Origin of the sequence: Butyrivibrio sp. (assembly GCF_017635265.1) — a bacterium.
Lineage (GTDB): Bacteria > Bacillota > Clostridia > Lachnospirales > Lachnospiraceae > Butyrivibrio.
This window is the reverse complement of sequence record NZ_JAGBLU010000141.1, coordinates 1-20,113: the sequence shown is the minus strand read 5'-3', so window position 1 is coordinate 20,113 and position 20,113 is coordinate 1. Positions and strand designations below refer to the sequence as shown.

17 protein-coding genes are annotated in these 20,113 nt (G+C 41.8%); all 17 read left to right on the top strand.

From position 1 onward, the window contains the following. Window positions 1-13: 13 nt before the first annotated feature. The 17 genes from iolG to J6O61_RS18140 all read left to right on the top strand — a co-directional run bounded on the left by iolG (window position 14) and on the right by J6O61_RS18140 (window position 19,977). Complete coding sequence (gene iolG, locus J6O61_RS18220) at window positions 14-1,024, top strand: inositol 2-dehydrogenase (protein WP_103869783.1); 1,011 nt, start codon at window positions 14-16, stop codon at window positions 1,022-1,024. A gap of 14 nt (window positions 1,025-1,038) precedes the next feature. Then, the gene (locus tag J6O61_RS18215) at window positions 1,039-2,193 is read left to right on the top strand and encodes an iron-containing alcohol dehydrogenase (protein WP_292215735.1); all 1,155 of its coding nucleotides are present in this window, start codon (window positions 1,039-1,041) and stop codon (window positions 2,191-2,193) included. A gap of 144 nt (window positions 2,194-2,337) precedes the next feature. After that, window positions 2,338-4,422: an ABC transporter substrate-binding protein gene (locus J6O61_RS18210; RefSeq protein ID WP_292215734.1), complete on the top strand. Its 2,085-nt coding sequence runs from the start codon at window positions 2,338-2,340 to the stop codon at window positions 4,420-4,422. Window positions 4,423-4,527: 105 nt separating this feature from the next. After that, window positions 4,528-5,616, top strand: a complete 1,089-nt coding sequence (locus J6O61_RS18205; RefSeq protein WP_292215733.1) for an ABC transporter permease — start codon at window positions 4,528-4,530, stop codon at window positions 5,614-5,616. After that, entirely contained in the window at window positions 5,616-6,734 is a 1,119-nt protein-coding gene (locus J6O61_RS18200) for an ABC transporter permease (protein ID WP_292215732.1), read from the top strand. The genes J6O61_RS18205 and J6O61_RS18200 overlap by 1 nt, the downstream gene beginning before the upstream one ends. Window positions 6,735-6,747: 13 nt before the next feature. After that, entirely contained in the window at window positions 6,748-7,845 is a 1,098-nt protein-coding gene (locus tag J6O61_RS18195; RefSeq protein ID WP_292145079.1) for an ABC transporter ATP-binding protein, read from the top strand. Next, a complete protein-coding gene (locus tag J6O61_RS18190; RefSeq protein ID WP_292215731.1) occupies window positions 7,832-8,839 on the top strand; it encodes an ABC transporter ATP-binding protein in 1,008 nt (335 codons plus the stop codon). Before J6O61_RS18195 ends, J6O61_RS18190 begins: the two co-directional genes overlap by 14 nt. 226 nt (window positions 8,840-9,065) lie before the next feature. Beyond that, window positions 9,066-9,983, top strand: a complete 918-nt coding sequence (locus tag J6O61_RS18185; RefSeq protein ID WP_292215730.1) for an ABC transporter permease — start codon at window positions 9,066-9,068, stop codon at window positions 9,981-9,983. Beyond that, complete coding sequence (locus J6O61_RS18180) at window positions 9,983-10,849, top strand: carbohydrate ABC transporter permease (protein WP_292215729.1); 867 nt, start codon at window positions 9,983-9,985, stop codon at window positions 10,847-10,849. Before J6O61_RS18185 ends, J6O61_RS18180 begins: the two co-directional genes overlap by 1 nt. Before the next feature lie 141 nt (window positions 10,850-10,990). Further along, window positions 10,991-12,637, top strand: coding sequence for an extracellular solute-binding protein (locus J6O61_RS18175; protein WP_292215728.1), 1,647 nt, complete (start codon window positions 10,991-10,993; stop codon window positions 12,635-12,637). 210 nt (window positions 12,638-12,847) lie between these two features. After that, window positions 12,848-13,573 (top strand): glucosamine-6-phosphate deaminase, encoded by a 726-nt coding sequence (gene nagB, locus J6O61_RS18170; RefSeq protein WP_292215727.1) that lies wholly within the window; start codon window positions 12,848-12,850, stop codon window positions 13,571-13,573. 15 nt (window positions 13,574-13,588) lie between these two features. After that, window positions 13,589-14,437, top strand: a complete 849-nt coding sequence (locus tag J6O61_RS18165; protein ID WP_292215726.1) for a MurR/RpiR family transcriptional regulator — start codon at window positions 13,589-13,591, stop codon at window positions 14,435-14,437. Between the two features lie 141 nt (window positions 14,438-14,578). After that, a complete protein-coding gene (locus tag J6O61_RS18160; protein WP_292215725.1) occupies window positions 14,579-16,039 on the top strand; it encodes an ABC transporter substrate-binding protein in 1,461 nt (486 codons plus the stop codon). 79 nt (window positions 16,040-16,118) lie between these two features. Continuing rightward, window positions 16,119-17,033 (top strand): carbohydrate ABC transporter permease, encoded by a 915-nt coding sequence (locus J6O61_RS18155; protein ID WP_292215724.1) that lies wholly within the window; start codon window positions 16,119-16,121, stop codon window positions 17,031-17,033. A gap of 20 nt (window positions 17,034-17,053) precedes the next feature. Beyond that, a complete protein-coding gene (locus tag J6O61_RS18150) occupies window positions 17,054-17,920 on the top strand; it encodes a carbohydrate ABC transporter permease (RefSeq protein WP_103869773.1) in 867 nt (288 codons plus the stop codon). 19 nt (window positions 17,921-17,939) lie between these two features. Further along, window positions 17,940-18,833 carry an N-acetylmuramic acid 6-phosphate etherase gene (gene murQ / locus J6O61_RS18145; protein WP_292215723.1) on the top strand — a complete coding sequence of 298 codons (894 nt, stop codon included), beginning with the start codon at window positions 17,940-17,942 and terminating at the stop codon, window positions 18,831-18,833. Next, window positions 18,817-19,977, top strand: a complete 1,161-nt coding sequence (locus J6O61_RS18140; protein WP_292215722.1) for an anhydro-N-acetylmuramic acid kinase — start codon at window positions 18,817-18,819, stop codon at window positions 19,975-19,977. Before murQ ends, J6O61_RS18140 begins: the two co-directional genes overlap by 17 nt. Window positions 19,978-20,113 lie beyond the last annotated feature (136 nt).

Below are 20,113 nucleotides of genomic sequence, written 5' to 3'. Positions count from 1 at the left end.
AAGGGGAAAAATAATGGTTACAGTTGGAATTATCGGCGCAGGCCGAATTGGAAAGGTACATGTACAGAGCATTACAAATAACGTTCCGGGAGCGAAGATCAAGACACTCGCAGATCCCTTCATGAATGATGAGACGGCCGCTTGGGCTAAAGGAATGGGAATACAGAACGTTACAAAAGACTATAAGGAAATCATAAACGACCCGGAGATCCAGGCAGTACTTATCTGCTCATCAACAGATACTCACGCTCCTATCTCTATCGAGGCAATTAACGCAGGAAAACATGTATTTTGCGAAAAACCGATCGATCATGACGTAAACAAGATCCACGAAGTTATCGATGCACTTAAGGGCAAGAACCTTAAGTATCAGGTGGGCTTCAACAGAAGATTTGATCACAACTTCAAAGCCGTTCAGGCAGCAGTGGCAGCAGGCAAAGTAGGTGATCCACAGATAATCAAGATCACATCAAGAGATCCTGAACCACCGTCACCGGCGTATGTTGCAGTGTCAGGCGGAATGTTCATGGATATGACAATCCACGATTTTGACATGGCAAGATTCCTTGCCGGATGTGATGCAGAAGAAATCTACGTGCAGTCAGCAGTTTTGGTTGACCCTGAAATTGGAAAAGCAGGCGATGTAGACACAGCAGTAATCACAATCAAGATGAAAAACGGAGCTCTCGTAGTTATTGATAACTGCAGAAAGTCTGTATACGGATATGATCAGAGAGCGGAAGTATTCGGTTCAAAGGGAATGGTCGCAAATGCCAACGATTCACAGTCTAATGTAGTTCTTTCAAACGAACAGGGCGTAACAGGTGAAAAGCCATTATTCTTCTTCCTCGAGAGATACATGCAGGCTTATTCAGATGAGATCAAGGCCTTTATCGATGCTGTAGAGAATGATACGGACACTGTAGTTGGTATCGACGATGGACTTAAGCCTGTACTTATGGCAATGGCAGCTAACCTTTCAGTAAAAGAACACAGACCAGTAAAACTTTCTGAAGTAGAGTGAGGGGGACTTTTGTTATGGCAAAAGAATTTATTATACCGGGGAAAATAGTTACAGGAAAAGGTAGCCTTAAGGAAGTAGGAAAATACGTTGATAATTTTGGAGAAAAGGCGCTTATCGTCTGCGATCAGATCACAGAAAAGCTTGGAAAAGTAAAGGTTGTGACAGATGCACTTTCCAAAAAGAACATAAAATATGCAATCTTTGATAACTTCCTTGGAGAGCCTACCAACATCATGATCGATGAAGCTCTTTCTATCTATAAGAAGGAGGCCTGTGATTTTCTTATTGGAATAGGCGGCGGAAGTGCGCTTGATATCATGAAAGCTGTGGCTGCAATGGATGCTAATCCCGGCAAGATCTCCGACTACATGGGAAAAGAAATCTCGGGAATAAAGGCGAAGATGATCGCAATCCCAACAACTGCCGGCACAGGCTCTGAGGCAACTCAGTTTACTATCATTTCCGATGTGGATTCGGGTGTAAAAATGCTACTTAAAGGTGCACAGCTCATTCCCGACGTAGCGATCATTGATCCTGAACTTACATTTACACTTCCACCTAAAATGACAGCGTCTACCGGCCTTGATGCCCTCACACATGCGGTAGAAGCTTATACCTCAAAAAAGGCACAGGCTCTTACTGATACCTTAGCAATATCTGCAATAAAAAGAATATTCAACTACCTTCCACTTTCATATCACGATGGGGGAAATGACGTAGCAAGAACACAGATGTCTATTGCGGCTCTTGAAGCCGGAATGGCGTTTAACAATTCAAGTGTGACTCTGGTTCACGGAATGAGCCGCCCTATCGGAGCTCTTTTCCATGTGCCTCACGGAATATCCAACGCCATGCTCTTGGGAGTCTGTCTTGATTATGCAAAAGAGGGAGCAAAGGACAGATTTGCAGATATGGCAAGAGCAATTGGTGCAGCAACTGACGATGACTCCGATGAAAAAGCAGCTGACGCTTTCATGGTTCATATAAGAAAGATCTGCGATGTTTGCCAGATACCAACTCTTGAAGGCTATGGCATAAACAGAGAGGAATTCTATGCAAGCATCGATAAAATGGCAGAGGATGCAATGATAAGTGGAAGCCCTTCAAACACTATCAGAGAACTTGATGCAGAAGTATTAAAGGGATTGTACCGTAAGATGTATCCATGATCTTTTATTTAATAAAATATTAATAATTGTCATTATGACAAAATATGCAATGTTTTATTAAAAAAAGATAAAATTTTGGCTATATAGTGTGGGAAACCAATGATATCATAATGGTGTAGAAGGTTTTCATTTTAAGGAGGGAATATGAGAAAGAGTACAAGCAATAAAGTATTATCTGCAGTTCTTCTCGCGGCAACATCTGTAACAATGCTTGCAGGGTGCGGCGGAGCAGCTACACCAAGCACTTCAGCAGATACTACACAGAGTTCACAGGCTGAAGCTTCAGTTGCAGAAACTGCTACTACAGAAGCTACAACAGCAGAAACTGTAGAGATTTCAGGCTATTCAGAAGCACCTATGCTGGCAGAGCAGGTAACAGCAGGCACACTTCCAGCAGTAGATGAAAGAATTCCTAATGCGGACAACATTTTTGTTGAGACAGCAGATGCTACCGGTGCAAAAATTGAGATCGGTAATTATGGTGGGGTTATCAATCTTGCAGGCGCAGGCGGCGGTTGGGGATTATCAAGACCTACTCTTGAGTCTATCATCCGTTATAACACAGACGGATCTTACTATCCAAACGTTATTAAATCTTTTGAACATAATGATGACTACACAGAATGGACCTTCAAATTAAGAGAAGGCATGAAGTGGTCTGATGGAGAGCCATTCACAGCAGATGACATCACTTTCTGGTACTATATGTGCCACCTTTCAAACTTTGACAGCAAGAAGAACGGTTGGTCAGCACTTAAGGAAGAGGTTGATGGTGAGGATGCTTATGCAACCCTTACAAAGGTTGATGATTACACAGTAACATGGACATTCGTAAATCCTAAGTACCCGGCTGATTTCATTGAGAATGGTGATTTTAAATGGTGCTGGGCTCCAGCTCACTATTTAAGCGACCTTATTCCTGATTCTGAAGACTTCCCATATGTTGAGAATGAGTACTGGCAGAGCACAGGCCTTTCAGAGGAAGAAGTTCTTGCAAACGCTCAGAAAAAGAACATCGATGCAGCTACAGTTAAGGATTTAGGTAAAGCAGTTGCTTACAACTTCTGGAATACATCAGGAGTTCCTACACTTAACTCATTCGTTCTTTCAACTGTTCCTGGAAACAGCTCAAAGGATGACACACTTTGCATCATGGATCGTAACCCATACTTCTGGAAAGTTGATGCAGCCGGAAACCAGCTTCCATATGTTGATGCGCTTCACTTCAACACAACATCAGAAGACGGACAGGATCTTCTTATGTTCCGTTCAGGCGAGCTTGATATCATCACAATCGCTATGCAGGATATTGCAGCAACAAAGGCTGACCTTGGTGATGCAGCAGAGATTCGTGAATGGGGTACAACAAACTGGGGTAGCTACCAGATCACATTTAACTACACAAACACAGACAAGAATTATGCAGATCTTTTTGCTAACAAGGACTTCCGTGAGGCAATGTCAATCTGCGTAGACAGAGCACAGGTATCACAGCTTCTTACAGATGGATTCCTTGAGCCTGGTCAGGCAGCTCCTGCAGAGGGCAACCTGGGCTATGATGCAGAATGGGAGACAAAGTGGACAGAGTACGATGTAGAAAAGGCACAGAGTCTTCTTGAAGGATGCGGACTTGTAAAGGGATCTGACGGATTCTATGATTTTGCAGATGGTTCAGACCTGATGATCACATTCCTTGCATATGATGGCGGCGCTGATGAGTCTTATCCTGTATTCGAGCAGTATTACAAAGCAGTAGGTATCAACTGCGCACTTAAGAACCTTGAAGTGTCAGCATTTGATGAAGCTATCGACAATAATGACTGGGTAGCTGTAATGGGACCTCATACATCTATCGGCGGTGCTTCACTTAAGGATAGAGCAGCTCCATTCGTTCCAATTGCTCAGGCAGCTGAATGGTATGGTGAGTATGGTACATATTACGCAACAAAGGGTGCACAGGGTGTTGAGCCTACAGGTGATATGGCAAAGCTTGTTGAGCTTTATGACAAGTGGCGTCTTACATCCGATGAGGCTGAAAGAGAAGGCTATCAGGCTGAGATCTTCAATATCCACAAAGAGAACCTCTGGTCAATTGCATACCTTAAGGCAGAGAATTCTTACGAGATCATTTCTTCAAAGCTTAAGAACTATGCAGATGGTCTTGTATGGGCTGACTGCTACCAGTACGCAAACATGGCTCATTACGAAGTAATGTTTAAGGCAGAGTAATTTTGGGGACAACACAGTAGTATTATTTAAAATAGTACCGGAGGCGTGGTTGGTTTCCACGTCTCCGGATTTTTAAGGAAAGGGACATTTCTAATGGAGGAAAAAGTGGCAAAAAGGAGTTTTGGGGACAGTTTTAAGGCCTTCTTTCAGAAGGATCTTGTTCAGTACATCATCAAGCGTGTACTCATGTTCATTCCAACAATTCTTTTAATCTCAATCTTGGTTTTCTTCGTTATTCAGCTTCCTCCGGGAGACTATGTATCCGCGCATATAGCGGCGCTTGCAACCGAGGGTGAATTAGTAGATGCAGATTATGCGGCATCAATGAGAGCAGACTATGGACTTGATCTGCCTGTTTGGCAGCAGTATTTAAAGTGGGTAAAAGGTATTATCTGGACCCCTACAGATTCAGCGTATTACAGACTTTATCATTCACATCACAATTGGAAATACTCTTTTGCATACGGAAGAGATGTGTGGAGTGTAGTTAATGACAGACTGGGGCTGACAATCGGCGTAACAGCTATCATCATGTTGTTCCAGTATCTGGTTTCTATACCTATAGCGGTATATGCAAGTACTCATCAGTATTCTGTTGGCGATTACATATCGGCCATAATCGGATTCTTAGGTACTGCCATACCGAACTTTATTTTGGCAATTGTGCTTATGTATCTCTCCTATAAATGGACGGGGAATGCCAACGTAGGCCTTTTCAGTCAAGAGATGTTACAAAACGGCGTTCATTTATATAACTTTGGTGACTTCTTAAAAAGAATGATCATCCCTATTATCGTAATTGGTACAAGCGGCACCTGCGGAATCATCCGTTCAGTGAGAGCCCAGATGCTTGATGAGGTTGCGCAGCAGTACACACTTACAGCAAGAGCTAAGGGTGTTCCTGAAGGAAAGATCATCATGAAGTATTGCTTTAGAGCAGCTATAAACCCTACTGTATCAGGCCTTGGCGGAGTTCTTTCAAGCCTGTTCTCAGGATCTACAGTAACAGCTCTTGTACTTAATATGCAGATCCAGGGACCTGTACTTTATAAGGCTCTTCAGTCTCAGGATATGTACCTTGCAGGTGCAATCGTTATGATCCAGGCAGTCCTGGTCGTTATCGGAGTTCTTTTGTCTGATATAGCCCTCGCCTTCCTTGATCCAAGAATCAGATATTCAGGAGGTAACAGATAATGGCAAAACGTACTAAGTCAAAAGAAGATTATTATCTTGCCTCCCAGTGGACTCTGATGGCAAGAAAGCTTAAAAAGCATAAACTTGCTCAGGTTTCATTTATTATTTTGGCAGTTCTTTACATTGGAGCACTGTTTGCAGATTTCCTTGCACCATATTCACTTGATGAGTTCGACGGATTGTACAGGAATTCAGCTCCAACGGAGATTTACACTATTTTCAATGACGAGCATGTAGGCCCCCATGTTTACAAGCTTGCAAAGACTATTGATAAAAAGACATTTGAAGTAAAACTTGAACCTGATCTTTCTGAATACTACAAGATTGAGTGGTTTGTTCACGGAACTGAATATAAGATATTAGGTCTTTTCCCGTGTGACCTTCATCTCTTTGGTGTGGGCGAAGGCTCAAATGGAGGAACAGGAGCAAAAATATTCCTCTTCGGAGCAGATTCACTTGGACGAGATATCTTCTCCAGAGTGCTATTGGGAGCAAGAATTTCCCTTTCAATCCCATTTGCCAGCGCATTCATAAGCTTTTTTCTGGGCGTTGCTATTGGTTCGATTTCAGGATATTTTGGTGGCGTTATAGATATCATAATTCAGAGAATAATAGAGGTTATAGGAGCTGTGCCTCAAATCCCACTTTGGATGGCGCTTTCAGCAGCAATCCCTGCAGGAATCTCTACAGTTAAGATGTATTTCTACATGACGATCATTCTTTCCTTCATTAACTGGACAGGAATGGCCAGAGTAGTAAGGGGTAAGTTCCTTTCACTTAAGAATGAAGATTACGTTATGGCTGCAAGAATCTCAGGCGTATCAACATGGAAGATAATCTGGAAGCATCTTGTTCCGGGCTTTATGAGCTACCTTATCGTATCTCTGACCCTTGGAATTCCAGGATCTATCGTAGGTGAGACATCAATGTCATATCTTGGCCTTGGTATCAAGTCACCTGCAACGAGCTGGGGCGTTCTTCTTCAGGAAGCCAGCTCAGTAACAGATGTGGCAGCAAACCCACACAAGCTTATTCCAATTATTTTCGTTACTATCACAGTTTTGGCATTTAACTTCCTTGGCGATGGAATGAGAGATGCAGCTGATCCATACAAGTAATCGGGAGGAACCTATGGAAAAAGATAACATTATAGAAGTTAAGGACCTCCATGTAGACATAAAGATGATGGAAGGTACTCTTACACCTGTAAGAGGCGTAAACTTCGAAATAAAGCGCGGCGAGACCCTTGGTCTTGTAGGCGAGTCAGGCTGCGGTAAATCAATCACATGCAAATCAATTCTTGCGATCAATGACAGAAAGTGTACACCTCACGGCGAGATCATGTTCAGAAATGAGGATGACACTGAAGTGGATATTCTTAAGATGGACCCAAAGGGAAAAGAAATAAGAAATATCCGTGGAAAGCAGATCTCAATGATATTCCAGGAGCCAATGGTGGCTTTTTCACCTATGTACACTATTGGAAACCAGATCACTGAGGCAACTCTTTTGCATATAACTAAGGATAAAAAGAAGGCAAAAGAGATTTCCCTTGAAGTCATGAGAAAAGTCGGAATCGCAAATGTGGAAAAGAGATACAATCAGTATCCACACGAGTTCTCCGGCGGTATGCTTCAGAGAGCCCTCATAGCAATGGCGCTTGTATGTAATCCAAAGCTTTTGATCGCCGATGAACCTACAACAGCTCTGGATGTTACAATTCAGGCTCAGATCCTTGAGCTGATGAAGGAGCTTCAAAAAGAGTTCAATATGGCCATTTTGTTCATCACACACGACCTGGGCGTAGTTGCAAGAATGTGCGACAGAGTGGCAGTTATGTACCTTGGAAAGGTTGTAGAAACAGGCGATTCCAAGACAATATATGCAAATCCTCAGCATCCATACACTCGCGGACTTATGGGGTCTGTTCATAAGATCGGCGGAAGAAAAGATGAGAGATTATTCTCAATTGAAGGAACAGTTCCTCTTGCCATGAACCTTCCGAAACAATGCGGATTCTATGACAGATGCGACTGCAGGATTGAGGGACTTTGCGATAAGGCAGAGCCTGAACTTGTTGAGATAGAGCCAGGACATAAGATTGCATGCTTTAACTGCTCTAATCCTGCTTGCCAGGCACACAGAGCTGAAGTTGAAAAGAGACTTGCAGAAGAGGCAGCAAATCCTGTTGAGCCAGATGAGGGAGGAAAAAAGCGTGGAAAAAGATAATATTTTAGAAGTAAAGCATCTCCACAAGCGCTTTACCTCCAAGAATGTCACTGTTAAGGCAGTGACAGATGTTTCTTTTAGCGTAAGAGAAGGAGAGACAATAGGAATTGTTGGAGAGTCCGGCTGTGGAAAGACAACTCTTGGAAGATGCATTGTCAGAGCATACGATGCCTCAGAGGGAGAGGTCTTTTACCGGACAGAATCAGGAGAAGAAGTAGATTTCCTGAAAGTTGATAAAAAGAAGATGAAGGGAATCCGCAAGGAAATTCAGATGATCTTCCAGGATCCGTATTCATCTCTTGACCCAAGAATGACCGTACTTGATATCATAAAGGAGCCTCTAAAGGCCAACTATCCCAAGATGCCTGACAGCCAGATGGATCAGATGGCAAAAGAAATGGCAGAGAAGGTAGGACTTAATCCTGCTTATCTTATGAGATATCCACATGCATTTTCGGGTGGTCAGAGACAACGTATCGGTATTGCAAGAGCGCTGGTAATAAAGCCCAAGATCATTGTTTGTGATGAGGCGGTTTCAGCTCTTGACGTTTCAATCCAGGCACAGGTAATAAACCTTCTTAAGGATTTACAGAAAGAAATGAAGCTCACTTATATCTTCATTTCTCATGACCTGTCTGTAGTTGAGCATATATCTGACAGAGTTGGTGTTATGTACCTTGGCAAAATGGTTGAATATGGCGAGACAGAGCAGATCTTCACACATCCAAAGCACCCATATACAGAGGCTTTGATGTCAGCTGTTCCTGTTGCTGATCCAAACTTTATCCAGGAGAGAATACCTCTTAAGGGAGAGATTCCTAACCCGGCTAACCCACCAAGTGGTTGCTATTTCCATACACGTTGCAGATATTGCACTGAAAAGTGTAAGGAGTGTACTCCTGAGTATTTTGAGATTGAAAAGGGACACTTTGTAGCCTGCAGTCTTGCAAATGAATTAAGCCTTCGCGGTTTTAGTTATGAGGAAACAAAATAATTAGTATCATAGTTTTGGGGCAGATGAACAAAAGTTTATCTGCCCTTTTTGTGCATATTTTTGCTCAAAACAAAAAATGCAATGTTTTAGAGTAATAATAGCAAATTATCTATAGTTTCTTATTCATGACATGGGTAAAATATTATTATAAAATGATAAAGTAATAAAGAGTTATCATTTTATCGGCAACAAGCGTTTTAAAAACAGGGGTTAGGAAAGAGAGACTATGAAAAAAGATAAGAAGGGTAAAGTAAAAGTCTATTTAAGAAATAACTGGCAGCTGTATCTCATGCTGATAATTCCGGTTATCTATATGATTCTTTTCAAGTACAAACCAATGCTCGGAGTAGTTGTAGCATTTAAGAAGTTCAACGTATTTAAAGGTATCTGGAACAGCCCATGGATTGGACTCGCGAACTTCCAAGAGGCCTTTACATCAAAGGATTTCTGGAGTGCACTGAAGAATACTTTGGTATTGAACATTGGTGATCTTATTATTGGATTCCCATTCCCGATTTTCTTGGCAATCTTTTTAAATGAGCTGAGAAGTGAAGGTGTAAGAAAGACAACACAGACACTTTTGTATCTGCCTAACTTCCTTTCATGGGTTATCATCTCAGGTATCGTTACACAGCTCTTTTCAAATTCAGGACTTGTTAACAACCTTATCGTAGCACTTGGCGGTGAGAGCGTATCATTCCTTAGTAACTCATTTATCTGGAGATTTGTATACTGGATCATGGGTGTATGGCAGGGAGCAGGATACTCACTTATTGTTTATCTTGCAGCGCTGATGGCGGCAGATGCTTCACTTGGTGAAGCTGCTTATATCGACGGAGCTACAAGACTTCAGAGAATATGGCATGTTACACTTCCTCAGATTTCATCTACAATAACAGTTCTTCTTATCATGCAGATCGGAAGACTTGTAAACATCAGTTTTGACAGACCATACATGATGGGAAACACCCTGGTAAGAGACGCTTCTGATGTTATCAGTACCTACGTTTATTCAGTTGGTCTTGCGGCAGGAAGATTCGATTTCGCTACAGCTGTAGGTCTTTTCCAGACAGTTGTCGGAATAGTTCTTGTCTTTGCAGCTAACGCTGTTATCAAAAAAATGGGACAGGAGGGAATCATGTAATGAGCGCCATCAATAGTAAAAACGAGAGAATATTTCAGTTCTGCTGGACAGCATTTTTCATAATAATCACATGTATAGCAATGGTTCCTATTCTGCGAGTACTTGCTGTATCACTCAGTGGAAAGAACGCAATCCTTGCAGGTAAAGTATTTATCCTACCTGTTGACCTTACTACAGAAGCTTATACAAGAGCGCTTCAGAGCGGAAGCTTTGTAAACGCATTCTGGTATTCAATCGTACTTATGCTTGCATCTACTGTAATCAATCTTCTTATGACAGTGCTTGCTGCGTACCCGCTTTCAAAGAAAGGGTTGGTTGGTGGAAAAGTAATAATGACACTGTTCGTTCTCACGATGTATTTACACCCCGGTGTAATTCCTGAGTACTTGAACGTAAGAGATTTTAAGATGGTCGATACAGTCTGGGCACTTATTATTCCAGGTGCGCTCAGTGCTTATAACATGATCATCATGTGCAACGCATTTAAAGGTATTGATGAAGCTATCTATGATGCAGCCAAGATTGATGGTTGCAGTGAGGCAAGATGCCTTATAAGCGTTATCCTTCCACTTGTTTATCCTACACTTGCAACACTTGGTCTTTTCTACGCAGTAGGAAGATGGAACGGAATCAGTGATGTTCTCTACTACATAAACTCATCCAAGTACTTCACAGTACAGATGGTTCTTAAGCAGTTTGTTGAGTCCATCAATGTATCTGTAGAAGAGGGACTTCAGACTAACCTTGTAGCAGAAAATATCAAGGCAGCCAGCATTGTAATTTCAATGCTCCCTATGCTTATCGTATATCCATTCGTACAGAAATTCTTTACAAAAGGAATTATGGTTGGTGCGGTAAAGGGCTGAGCTGTGAGAACCTGCTGAGGTTTTATCGAAGCTGGTTCGAACGTGTTAAACCGAACGTAGTGAGGTTTAACTTCCTTATAAATCATGAATCTAACCTGTAAAAGGGTTGAGTATATAAAGTGGTAAAAAAGGAGGATTCAAATGAAAAAGAAACTATTGGCAACACTTCTTAGCGCAGCAATGGTCGTTGGAGCAATGACAGGTTGCGGTAGCTCATCAGGCACAACAACAGATACAACAACTCAGACAGACACAGCTACTCAGACAGACACAGCTACTCAGACAACTGATGCAACTGCTACTACAGAGACAGCAGCAGAGGATCTTAAGGGCGATGAAGTAGATATCACAGTTATGGTATGGGACAGAGGAAATGCTGCACCTAACACAACAACTGAAGATAACGCACTTACACAGTGGATCCAGCAGCAGATGAAGGATCTTTACAACATTAACGTTTCTTACGTTTCTGTTCCAAGATCAGAATCAGATGACAAAGTTAACATTATGATGTCAGGTGGAACAGCTCCTAATATCGTAATGACATATTCTCAGGATCTGTTCTACAATTACGCATCAAGCGGAGCATTGACGGATCTTTCAGAACTCTATAAGCAGTATGGCTCAAACATAGAGCAGTACTGTGGAGAGGCTCAGACAGGAATTGCTGATCTTGGTGATCAGAAGTTCGCTGTTATGAAACAGAGAGGAACAGAAAATGCCCGTCACACAGCTTATATCCGTAAGGATTGGCTTGACCAGCTTGGAATGGAAGTTCCTAAGACAAAAGAAGAACTTGGCAAGTACCTCTATGCTGTAAAGGATGCAGGACTTGGCACACCTTGGGGCATGAGCGGACGTGCTGATACAGAGAAGATGTATCTTAACTTCCTTGGATCTTATGTAGATATTCCAGATGACAAGTTTGCTTACACATATGCTGAAGCATATATGGCAGTTGCTCCTGGAGCAAAGGATGGTCTCAAGCAGCTCAACACATGGTACAATGATGGTCTTATCACTCAGGACTTCCCAACAGATACAGATGAGTCTGTATTCCTTGCAGATGTAGCAAACGGCAAGATTGGATTTGTTCTTGATGATACAACACATATTTGGGATTCAACAGCAGTTCTCAACACAACACTTGGCGCTGAAGATGCTTCATTCATCCCTGTACAGTGCTTCGATCTTCCAGATGGATCATACAGAACACCTTACGAGTACAGATATGCTATGTTCGTAATGATTCCTCAGGAGACAACATCTGATGAGCAGGCTGTTGCTTGTATGAAGTACCTCAACTGGCTTGCAGATCCAGCAAACGCAGTTCAGGTTCGTTACACACCAGACCTCACATACAACGAGCTTGGCGTAGCTGTAGAGCCTTCAACAGCTGACAAGGAAGCTAAGGGATATCCGGGAACATGTGATGACCTTTGCATCATGAACCTTAACTTTGACTGGGTAAACAACTACGACACAATGGCAGAGTCTAACTACCAGACACAGGAGCAGGATTGGGCTTCAGTTGACTGGTACAAGAACTACTACACAGTTTGCCAGACTGGTAAGTATCGTTTCCCTGTATACGGATATGTTTCTGATGAGCAGGCTACATACGGAACAGATATAAAGAACAAGATGCTTTCATTTGTTTACACATGTATCTGTGCTCCTGCAGATCAGTTTGAAACTGTTTACGAGAGCGGATATCAGGAACTTGTTAATTCAGGACTTCAGAAGATCCTTGATTCAAGAGCTGCATACTACGACTCAATCAACTGATATATAAATACTTAGAGAAGGTATATATATATAAGAGGGGCTGTCTGAAGGCAGCCCCTTTACAATGCAAAAATTAAAATGATTATCGGATATGCGATGATATAGATATGATATATAATATTATCAGGATGTGAAAAATTGTGGCTTTGTAGTAATTCATTTATTAAATTGCATTGAAAATAAGCTTATATAAATGTGTGGGAGGAAGGCATGGAGATAGTAAGAGCAAAAGATTATGGCGAATTAAGTAGAAAAGCAGCAAACATACTGGCATCACAGATTGTTTTAAAACCTGACAGTGTTCTTGGTCTTGCTACAGGTTCTTCACCTATAGGGCTCTACGAGAGACTTGTGGAAATGTATAAGAGCGGAGACTTGGATTTTTCCAAAATAAAGACAGCAAATCTTGATGAATATGTAGGACTTGATCCTGAAAATGACCAAAGCTACAAATACTTTATGAACGCAAACCTTTTTTCTAAGGTTAATATAGATTTAAACAACGTCAATATTCCTGATGGAACAAACAAAGATGCAGAAGGCGAGTGCGACCGATATGAGACAGCAATCGAGTCTCTTGGCGGAATTGACCTGCAACTGCTTGGAATAGGTAATAACGGCCACATAGGATTTAATGAGCCGGCAGATTTTTTCCCGGCTAAAACACATATCGTTGATCTTACAGAGAGCACAATAGAGGCAAACAAGAGATTTTTTGCAGATGTATCATTAGTGCCGAGACAGGCTTACACCATGGGTATTGGCACCATTATGAAGGCTAAAAAGATTGTCATGGTTGCAAATGGTGAAAAAAAGGCTCCGATTATCAAAGAGGCTTTCTTTGGCAAGATAACACCTCAGGTTCCTGCTTCAATACTTCAACTTCATCCAGACTTTACGCTTGTAGCTGATGAAGCAGCGCTGTCGCTGATCTGAAAGCTGGTGACAGACGTGAAAAATCCTTTACTGAGACTTAGAGAAATGCAGGGGTATATCGGAAGTGCAGAGAAAATGGCAGCAGAGCACATCCTTAGTGACCCCAACATTGTAATTGAAAATGGAATAAGGGAGCTGGCAAAAGAGGTATATGTTTCACCTGCAACTATCGTGAGGCTTACAAAGCATCTTGGCTTTGATGGTTATAAAGAGTTCAGACAGGCTGTTCTTTACGAGCTTGCGCAGTACAACGGTAAGCAGCGGGATAATGGAGACAGTATAAGAAAAGATGACAGTATAAAAACCATTATCGATAAGACAACAAGCAGAAACATTATGACTCTGCAGGAGACTCAGCAGCTTTTGGATGTTGGCCGAGTTGAAGAGTGTACAAAGCTTATAGCTGATGCCAGGTGCCTTAGAATGTTCGGAATGGGAGCTTCTTTATGTGTAGCAGAAGATGCTTACCTCAAATTTTTGCGAGTTAATAAGCTGTGTCTGATAGCCCAGGACTGGCATTCTCAATATCTTATTGCCAAAAATTCCCAGCCTGAGGACGTAGCTATTTTTATTTCTTATTCCGGTGAGACATCAGAAATGATCAAATGCATGGAAGCCATAGGGATAAATCACACTCCCAGCATTCTTATCACACGATTTGCCCCTTCAACTATGTCAAAAATGGCGGATCATGTGCTCTACACTCCTGCAAGCGAGTCTCTTTTCAGAAGTGGGGCAACTTCTTCCCGAATGGCACAACTTAATATCGTAGATATTCTCTTTACCGCCTATGCTACGGCAAATTATGACTATTGCATAAGTCAGATAAATTCCACCCATATAGAAAAGAATTCTGAAAACTGACGCGGCAACCGAAAAGTTACAGAATATGAAACAATGTTTCGTAATGATATAACATTATTGAAAAAGTGTTATCAAAGGTCTAACATTTAGTTAAGGTATTTGTTTCGGGATTCAAGTTATATCCATATAAGGAGGGAATGTATGAAAGTAAAAAAGGTATTGGCATCGGTTTTGTCTGTAGCAATGATTTCCAGCCTTGTGGCATGTGGAAATGCTGCTACAGAGACTCAGACAGCTGGAAGTAGTGATACCCAGCAGGCAGTAACAAAAACCGAAGAGGCAAAGACTGAGGAGACAGCAGCTTCTTCAGATGTTACAGACACGATCACAATTATGGTTCCACCGATTACTGGAGACTATGTTGATCTTTTAGGGGGATGGATAAGCGAATTTAATAAGGAATATCCCAACATCACAATTGATGTTATATCAACAAGCTGGGATGATCACACAGAAAAACTCACAACAATGGCACTCGCCGGCGAAGCTCCCGATATTGCAGAAGTAAGCTATGCAGCTATAGGTTCTTATGTAGAGAACGGAACAGCAATTGATATCTCTAAGTACATAGATCCTGAAAGGCTTTCTGACTATGATCAGAATGCGCTGGATTATATGACTCTTGAGGGAACTCTCTATGGACTTCCACTTTATATCACAATTCAGGCCCTGGGCGGAAACAGAGAGATGCTCGAAGCAGCAGGCGCTGATGTTACAAAGATTCAGACCAGTGGCTGGACATATGACCAGTTCCTGGATGTTATCAAAAATGGAACAACAAGTGACCGCTTTGGTTTTGTATTTGCCAACGCAGGCGCAACAACACAGGACTTCATCAACATCTTTGGTGTAGCAGCAGGAATTACTTCAAGCTTCACACAGGATCTTAAATATTCTTATACATCAGATAACATGCTCTCACTTCTTGAAGCTGTTGAGACCATGACATCATCAGGCTACATGCCTAATTACGCTGTAGAAGCAGGTCAGAGACTTGTAATGCTTCAGACAGGCCAGACAATGCTTACAGGTAAGGCAATGCCTCTTTTTGAAAACAATATCAAGAGAAATATTGAGAAGATGCAGGCAAAAGACCCTGAGGCAGTTGAGGGAACAATTGAGATGGAATATGTATTCCTTCCTGTTCCAACAATGGACAATGCAACAGCATCAGTATTTGGTACAGTTGATGGAATGATCGCACTCAGAAACAACAACACAACTGATGAGCATCTTCAGAATGTTCTTAAATTCATGGATTTCCTTTGCTCAGGTGAAAGAGCTGCAACTGTAGATAACGCTGTATATCTTACAGGTGTTTGCGAATCAGCAAGAAAGGCACAGGAAAGCTTCGAGCTTGATCAGTCCGATGAGAACGCAGCAGCTGTAGCATATGCTATTTCTAAGGTTGTTGCACCTCCAACAGGTATTTCTGCAGAGCAGAGCGCTAACGCAAAGACAATGATGGATGAGACAATTGTTCCTAAGTTCCAGGCACTTCTTGCAGGTGAGACAACTGCTAAGGATGTGTATGATGCAATCTGCACAGAAGCATATAAGCTCTTTGGCGAAGAGAACTGTGCATCCGGCTGGATCAAATAAATAAATCAATACCACATGAAAATGTGAAAAGCCCCTCCCGCCGAGAGCAGGTGGGGCTTTCTTAAAAGGAGTACAACCCTTGAAAAAGCAGGAAATACATAATAAGAATCTTTCAAAGACAAGATATCACATGGCAGACAACATAAGCGGATGGGGATTTATAGGTGTTGCAGTAGCGGTATTCGTGATCTTTACTCTATATCCTGTAATATCCGCGGTGATAACCAGCTTTCAGGAATATAAGCCATTCGGTTCTGAATTTGTTGGATTTGAAAACTACATAACAGCATTGGGAAATGACCTATTTTGGAAGTCGATCAAGAACACTCTTGTTTATACAGTGGTAGTCATTCCGCTGTCTCTGATACTTTCATTTTCAATAGCGATCATGATAGTTCCTTTCACAAAGAATGTGCAGTCAGTGTTCAAAGGAATCTATTATCTGCCGGGAATAGCTTCAGGTGTGGCGATATCAGTTGTTTGGCTCTGGCTCTATGATGCCTCTCCAAATGGAATATTCAACAGAGTACTGGCTCTTTTTGGAACAACATCTCAGAACTGGCTCTCATCAAGTAAGACTGCCATGCTCTCGCTTATCATCATGGCTCTTTTATCTAGTCATGGTGCCAACATCATTATATACATTGCAGCACTTCATGGTATTGATAATACATATTATGAAGCAGCTGAAATGGATGGAGCGAAGTTTTTCCAAAAGATCAGATATATCGTGCTTCCTATGTGCAGACCTACCACATTATTTCTTTTGGTAACGGGCGTGATCGGATCTTTTCAGGTGTTCATGAATGCCTACATGATGACTGGTGGGGGGCCGGATAATAATACAACCATGATCGGACTGCTGATATTTAATAATGCATTTACCTATGGAAAATATGGACTTGCATGCGCCCAGGCTATCTTGCTGGCAATTGTTATAACAGCACTTACAACACTCCAGTTTAAGTTAATGGGAGAAGATATTGAGTATTGACATATTAGGGGAAAGCAAAAATGGCAACTGGACTTTATTCTCAACATCTACATAATAGAAGTATTTTTTACATAAGAAATTCTCTTATCGCAGTCTTTTTGATCGCGTTCGCAGCGGTATCACTGTTTCCGATTGTATATATGTTTGCGTGGTCGTTTGGACCTGCTATCGAATCTGCATCCACGTCCTACAACATTTTTCCGGGAAGGTGGTCGTTTGATTCCTATAAGGCATTTATAAGCTTTAGCAATTATTCGCTGAAGTGGATCTGGAACAGTATTATTGTGGCAACCTTTACTGTACTTGGAAATGTTATCTTTGCCGGAATGGCAGGTTATGCATTTTCAAAAATTAAATTCAGAGGCAGGAGTTTTCTGTTCTTTGTAATACTGCTTTCAATGATGATACCTTATCAGGTTACGCAGGTTCCGCTTTATATTCTCATAGTAAAAAACTTCCATATGACAAATACATATCCCGCACTGATACTTCCGGGGATGTGCACAGCCTATAACATTTTTATGGCTAAACAGTTTTTTCAGGGAATTCCAACCGCGCTTATTGAGAGTGCAAAAATTGAAGGATGCAGTCAGCTTATGATCTTTAACAAAATAATCCTTCCTTTATCAAAGACAATTCTGTCAGTAATGGCAATAAACACATTTCTGAATTCGTGGAACACATTCTTTTGGCCATTTCTGGTTACGTCAAAAGAAGAAATGTACACGATCCAGGTTGGACTTAAGACCTTTAAGTTTGCCAACGGCTCTCTTTTGTCACCTATGATGGCAGGAGCCTGCATTTCAGTAATACCGATGTTTGTATTGTTTTTCTCTTTACAAAAATACTTTTTGGAAGGCGTCACAGTTGGCGCAGTAAAAGGCTGATATAAGGAGCAGGTTATAAATGGATCTTTCTAATATAGCAACAGAGCAAAGAAATGAGAGAACGGAGCATATCGACAGACTTGATACATTGGAGATGGTAAAGCTCATAAACAGTGAAGATAAGCAGGTAGCATATGCAGTTGAAAAAGTATTGCCACAGGTTGCAGAGGCAATTGAAAGTGCTGCGGAGCGGTTGAAAGTTGGCGGAAGGCTAATATATGTTGGGTGCGGCACTTCCGGAAGACTTGGAATTTTGGATGCGGTTGAGTGCCCTCCGACTTTCTCAACGGACCCATCAATGGTGCTTGGGCTGATTGCCGGTGGAACTACTGCTATCTTTTCAGCTGTGGAAGGGGCAGAGGACTCCTATGAACTCGGGGCAAAAGACCTGGAGGAGAAAAAATTATCTGACAGAGACCTGGTAGTTGGGCTTGCCGCTTCAGGCAGAACTCCTTATGTTATCGGCGCTATGAAGTATGCGCGGAGCATTGGCTGCAAAGTGGTAGGCGTGACTAGCTGTCCCGGCTCTGAAATAGATGTACTTGCAGATATAGGCATTGCGCCTGAGACAGGGCCTGAAGTAATAACAGGCTCCACAAGGCTTAAAAGCGGTACTGCAGAGAAAATGATACTTAACATGATATCTACCGGAACCATGATAAAGCTTGGAAAAGTATATGGAAATCTTATGGTTGATGTTAAAGCTTCCAATGAAAAACTGGTGAACAGATGTGAGACTATAGTTCAAATGGCAACAGGAGTAACAAGGCAGGAAGCTACGGCGGTTCTTGAAAAATGTGATTACAAACCAAAGGTAGCTATTGTCATGATAAAGAAGGGCGTTGAAGCTGATAAAGCACAGAGCATATTGGCTGATGCGGGAGGAATAATATCGGATGCACTGTCAGAGTGAACTTGCAATTGGCTTAATGAGCGGCACATCCATGGATGGGATTGATGCTGCGCTTGTTAAGATATGGCAGGATAATAATTCATTAGAAGCTAAGCTTCTGGAGTTTGAATGTTATTCCTATTCGGAAGAGGTAAAAGAAACATTGTTATCTCTTTCGAAAGGAATTAATGGCGGAACCAGAGAAATATGCCTTATGCAGGAGCTTCTTGGAAAACTCTATGCAGATGCATGTGTCAGTTTATGCCAGAAAGCAAATGTGAATAAGCACGATATTTCTTTTGTCGGGTGCCATGGTCAGACCCTGTGGCATCAGCCAAAAGCCATAGCTTATCTGGGTAATACAATAAGAGGAACACTTCAGATTGGAGATCCAAGTTTTATCTGCGAAAAAATGGGATGTCCTGTGGTCAGTGATTTTAGACCAAGGGATATGGCAGCAGGTGGACAAGGGGCTCCAATTGTGCCATATACAGAATTTCTTTTGTATAGAGAAGATAAAGATGTGGCGCTGCTAAATATTGGAGGGATATCCAATATTACCATTCTTCCGGCAAAGGGCAGGATTGATGATGTTGTAGCATTCGATACCGGACCTGGGAACTTACTTATAGATCAGATGGTAAGAGACTACACTCGTGGCGAAAAAGCCTATGACGAGGGCGGTAAAATAGCACTTTCAGGGGAAGCTTCGAAAGCTCTTTTGGACCATATGATGCAGGATGATTACCTTAAGATTGCTCCGCCGAAATCAACGGGAAGAGAGCATTACAACGCTGATTTTCTGAAGGATATATATGATTTTTGCGCCTTAAATAATATCAGTGAAATTGACATGATAGCGACAGTGAGCAGATACACAGCGGAATGTGTATATCATTCAGTCAGAGAGTTTTCTTCTGTTTATCCATCAAAGCTCATTGTAAGCGGAGGTGGCGCCCATAATGAAGCAATCATGAGCGGCTTAAAAGAGCTGTTTTTGGATTGCAGGGTGATGAAGGCTAAAGAGGCAGGAATAAATCCTGATGCCAAAGAAGCGGTAGCCATGGCGGTGCTTGCTCATGAAACAATGCATAGGAAATGCAATAATGTGCCATCTGTCACAGGGGCAGATCACCCCGTTATTATGGGAAGGATTACTTACTAGTGTAGCTGTTTTATATTAACTCGACTATATGCTTGCTATAATTTGAATCTACTGCGTTGTCATCAGTCGTCGATGGACGCCCATCGACTCCATCTTCCGCCTTGTAGATTGCAAATTATATCTAAGCAATATAGTC

Coding starts and splice junctions, on each gene's coding strand:
- iolG (WP_103869783.1), top strand. CDS start 14: ATGGTTACAGTTGGAATTATCGGCGCAGGCCGAATTGGAAAGGTACAT.
- J6O61_RS18215 (WP_292215735.1), top strand. CDS start 1,039: ATGGCAAAAGAATTTATTATACCGGGGAAAATAGTTACAGGAAAAGGT.
- J6O61_RS18210 (WP_292215734.1), top strand. CDS start 2,338: ATGAGAAAGAGTACAAGCAATAAAGTATTATCTGCAGTTCTTCTCGCG.
- J6O61_RS18200 (WP_292215732.1), top strand. CDS start 5,616: ATGGCAAAACGTACTAAGTCAAAAGAAGATTATTATCTTGCCTCCCAG.
- J6O61_RS18195 (WP_292145079.1), top strand. CDS start 6,748: ATGGAAAAAGATAACATTATAGAAGTTAAGGACCTCCATGTAGACATA.
- J6O61_RS18185 (WP_292215730.1), top strand. CDS start 9,066: ATGAAAAAAGATAAGAAGGGTAAAGTAAAAGTCTATTTAAGAAATAAC.
- J6O61_RS18180 (WP_292215729.1), top strand. CDS start 9,983: ATGAGCGCCATCAATAGTAAAAACGAGAGAATATTTCAGTTCTGCTGG.
- J6O61_RS18175 (WP_292215728.1), top strand. CDS start 10,991: ATGAAAAAGAAACTATTGGCAACACTTCTTAGCGCAGCAATGGTCGTT.
- nagB (WP_292215727.1), top strand. CDS start 12,848: ATGGAGATAGTAAGAGCAAAAGATTATGGCGAATTAAGTAGAAAAGCA.
- J6O61_RS18160 (WP_292215725.1), top strand. CDS start 14,579: ATGAAAGTAAAAAAGGTATTGGCATCGGTTTTGTCTGTAGCAATGATT.
- J6O61_RS18150 (WP_103869773.1), top strand. CDS start 17,054: ATGGCAACTGGACTTTATTCTCAACATCTACATAATAGAAGTATTTTT.
- murQ (WP_292215723.1), top strand. CDS start 17,940: ATGGATCTTTCTAATATAGCAACAGAGCAAAGAAATGAGAGAACGGAG.
- J6O61_RS18140 (WP_292215722.1), top strand. CDS start 18,817: ATGCACTGTCAGAGTGAACTTGCAATTGGCTTAATGAGCGGCACATCC.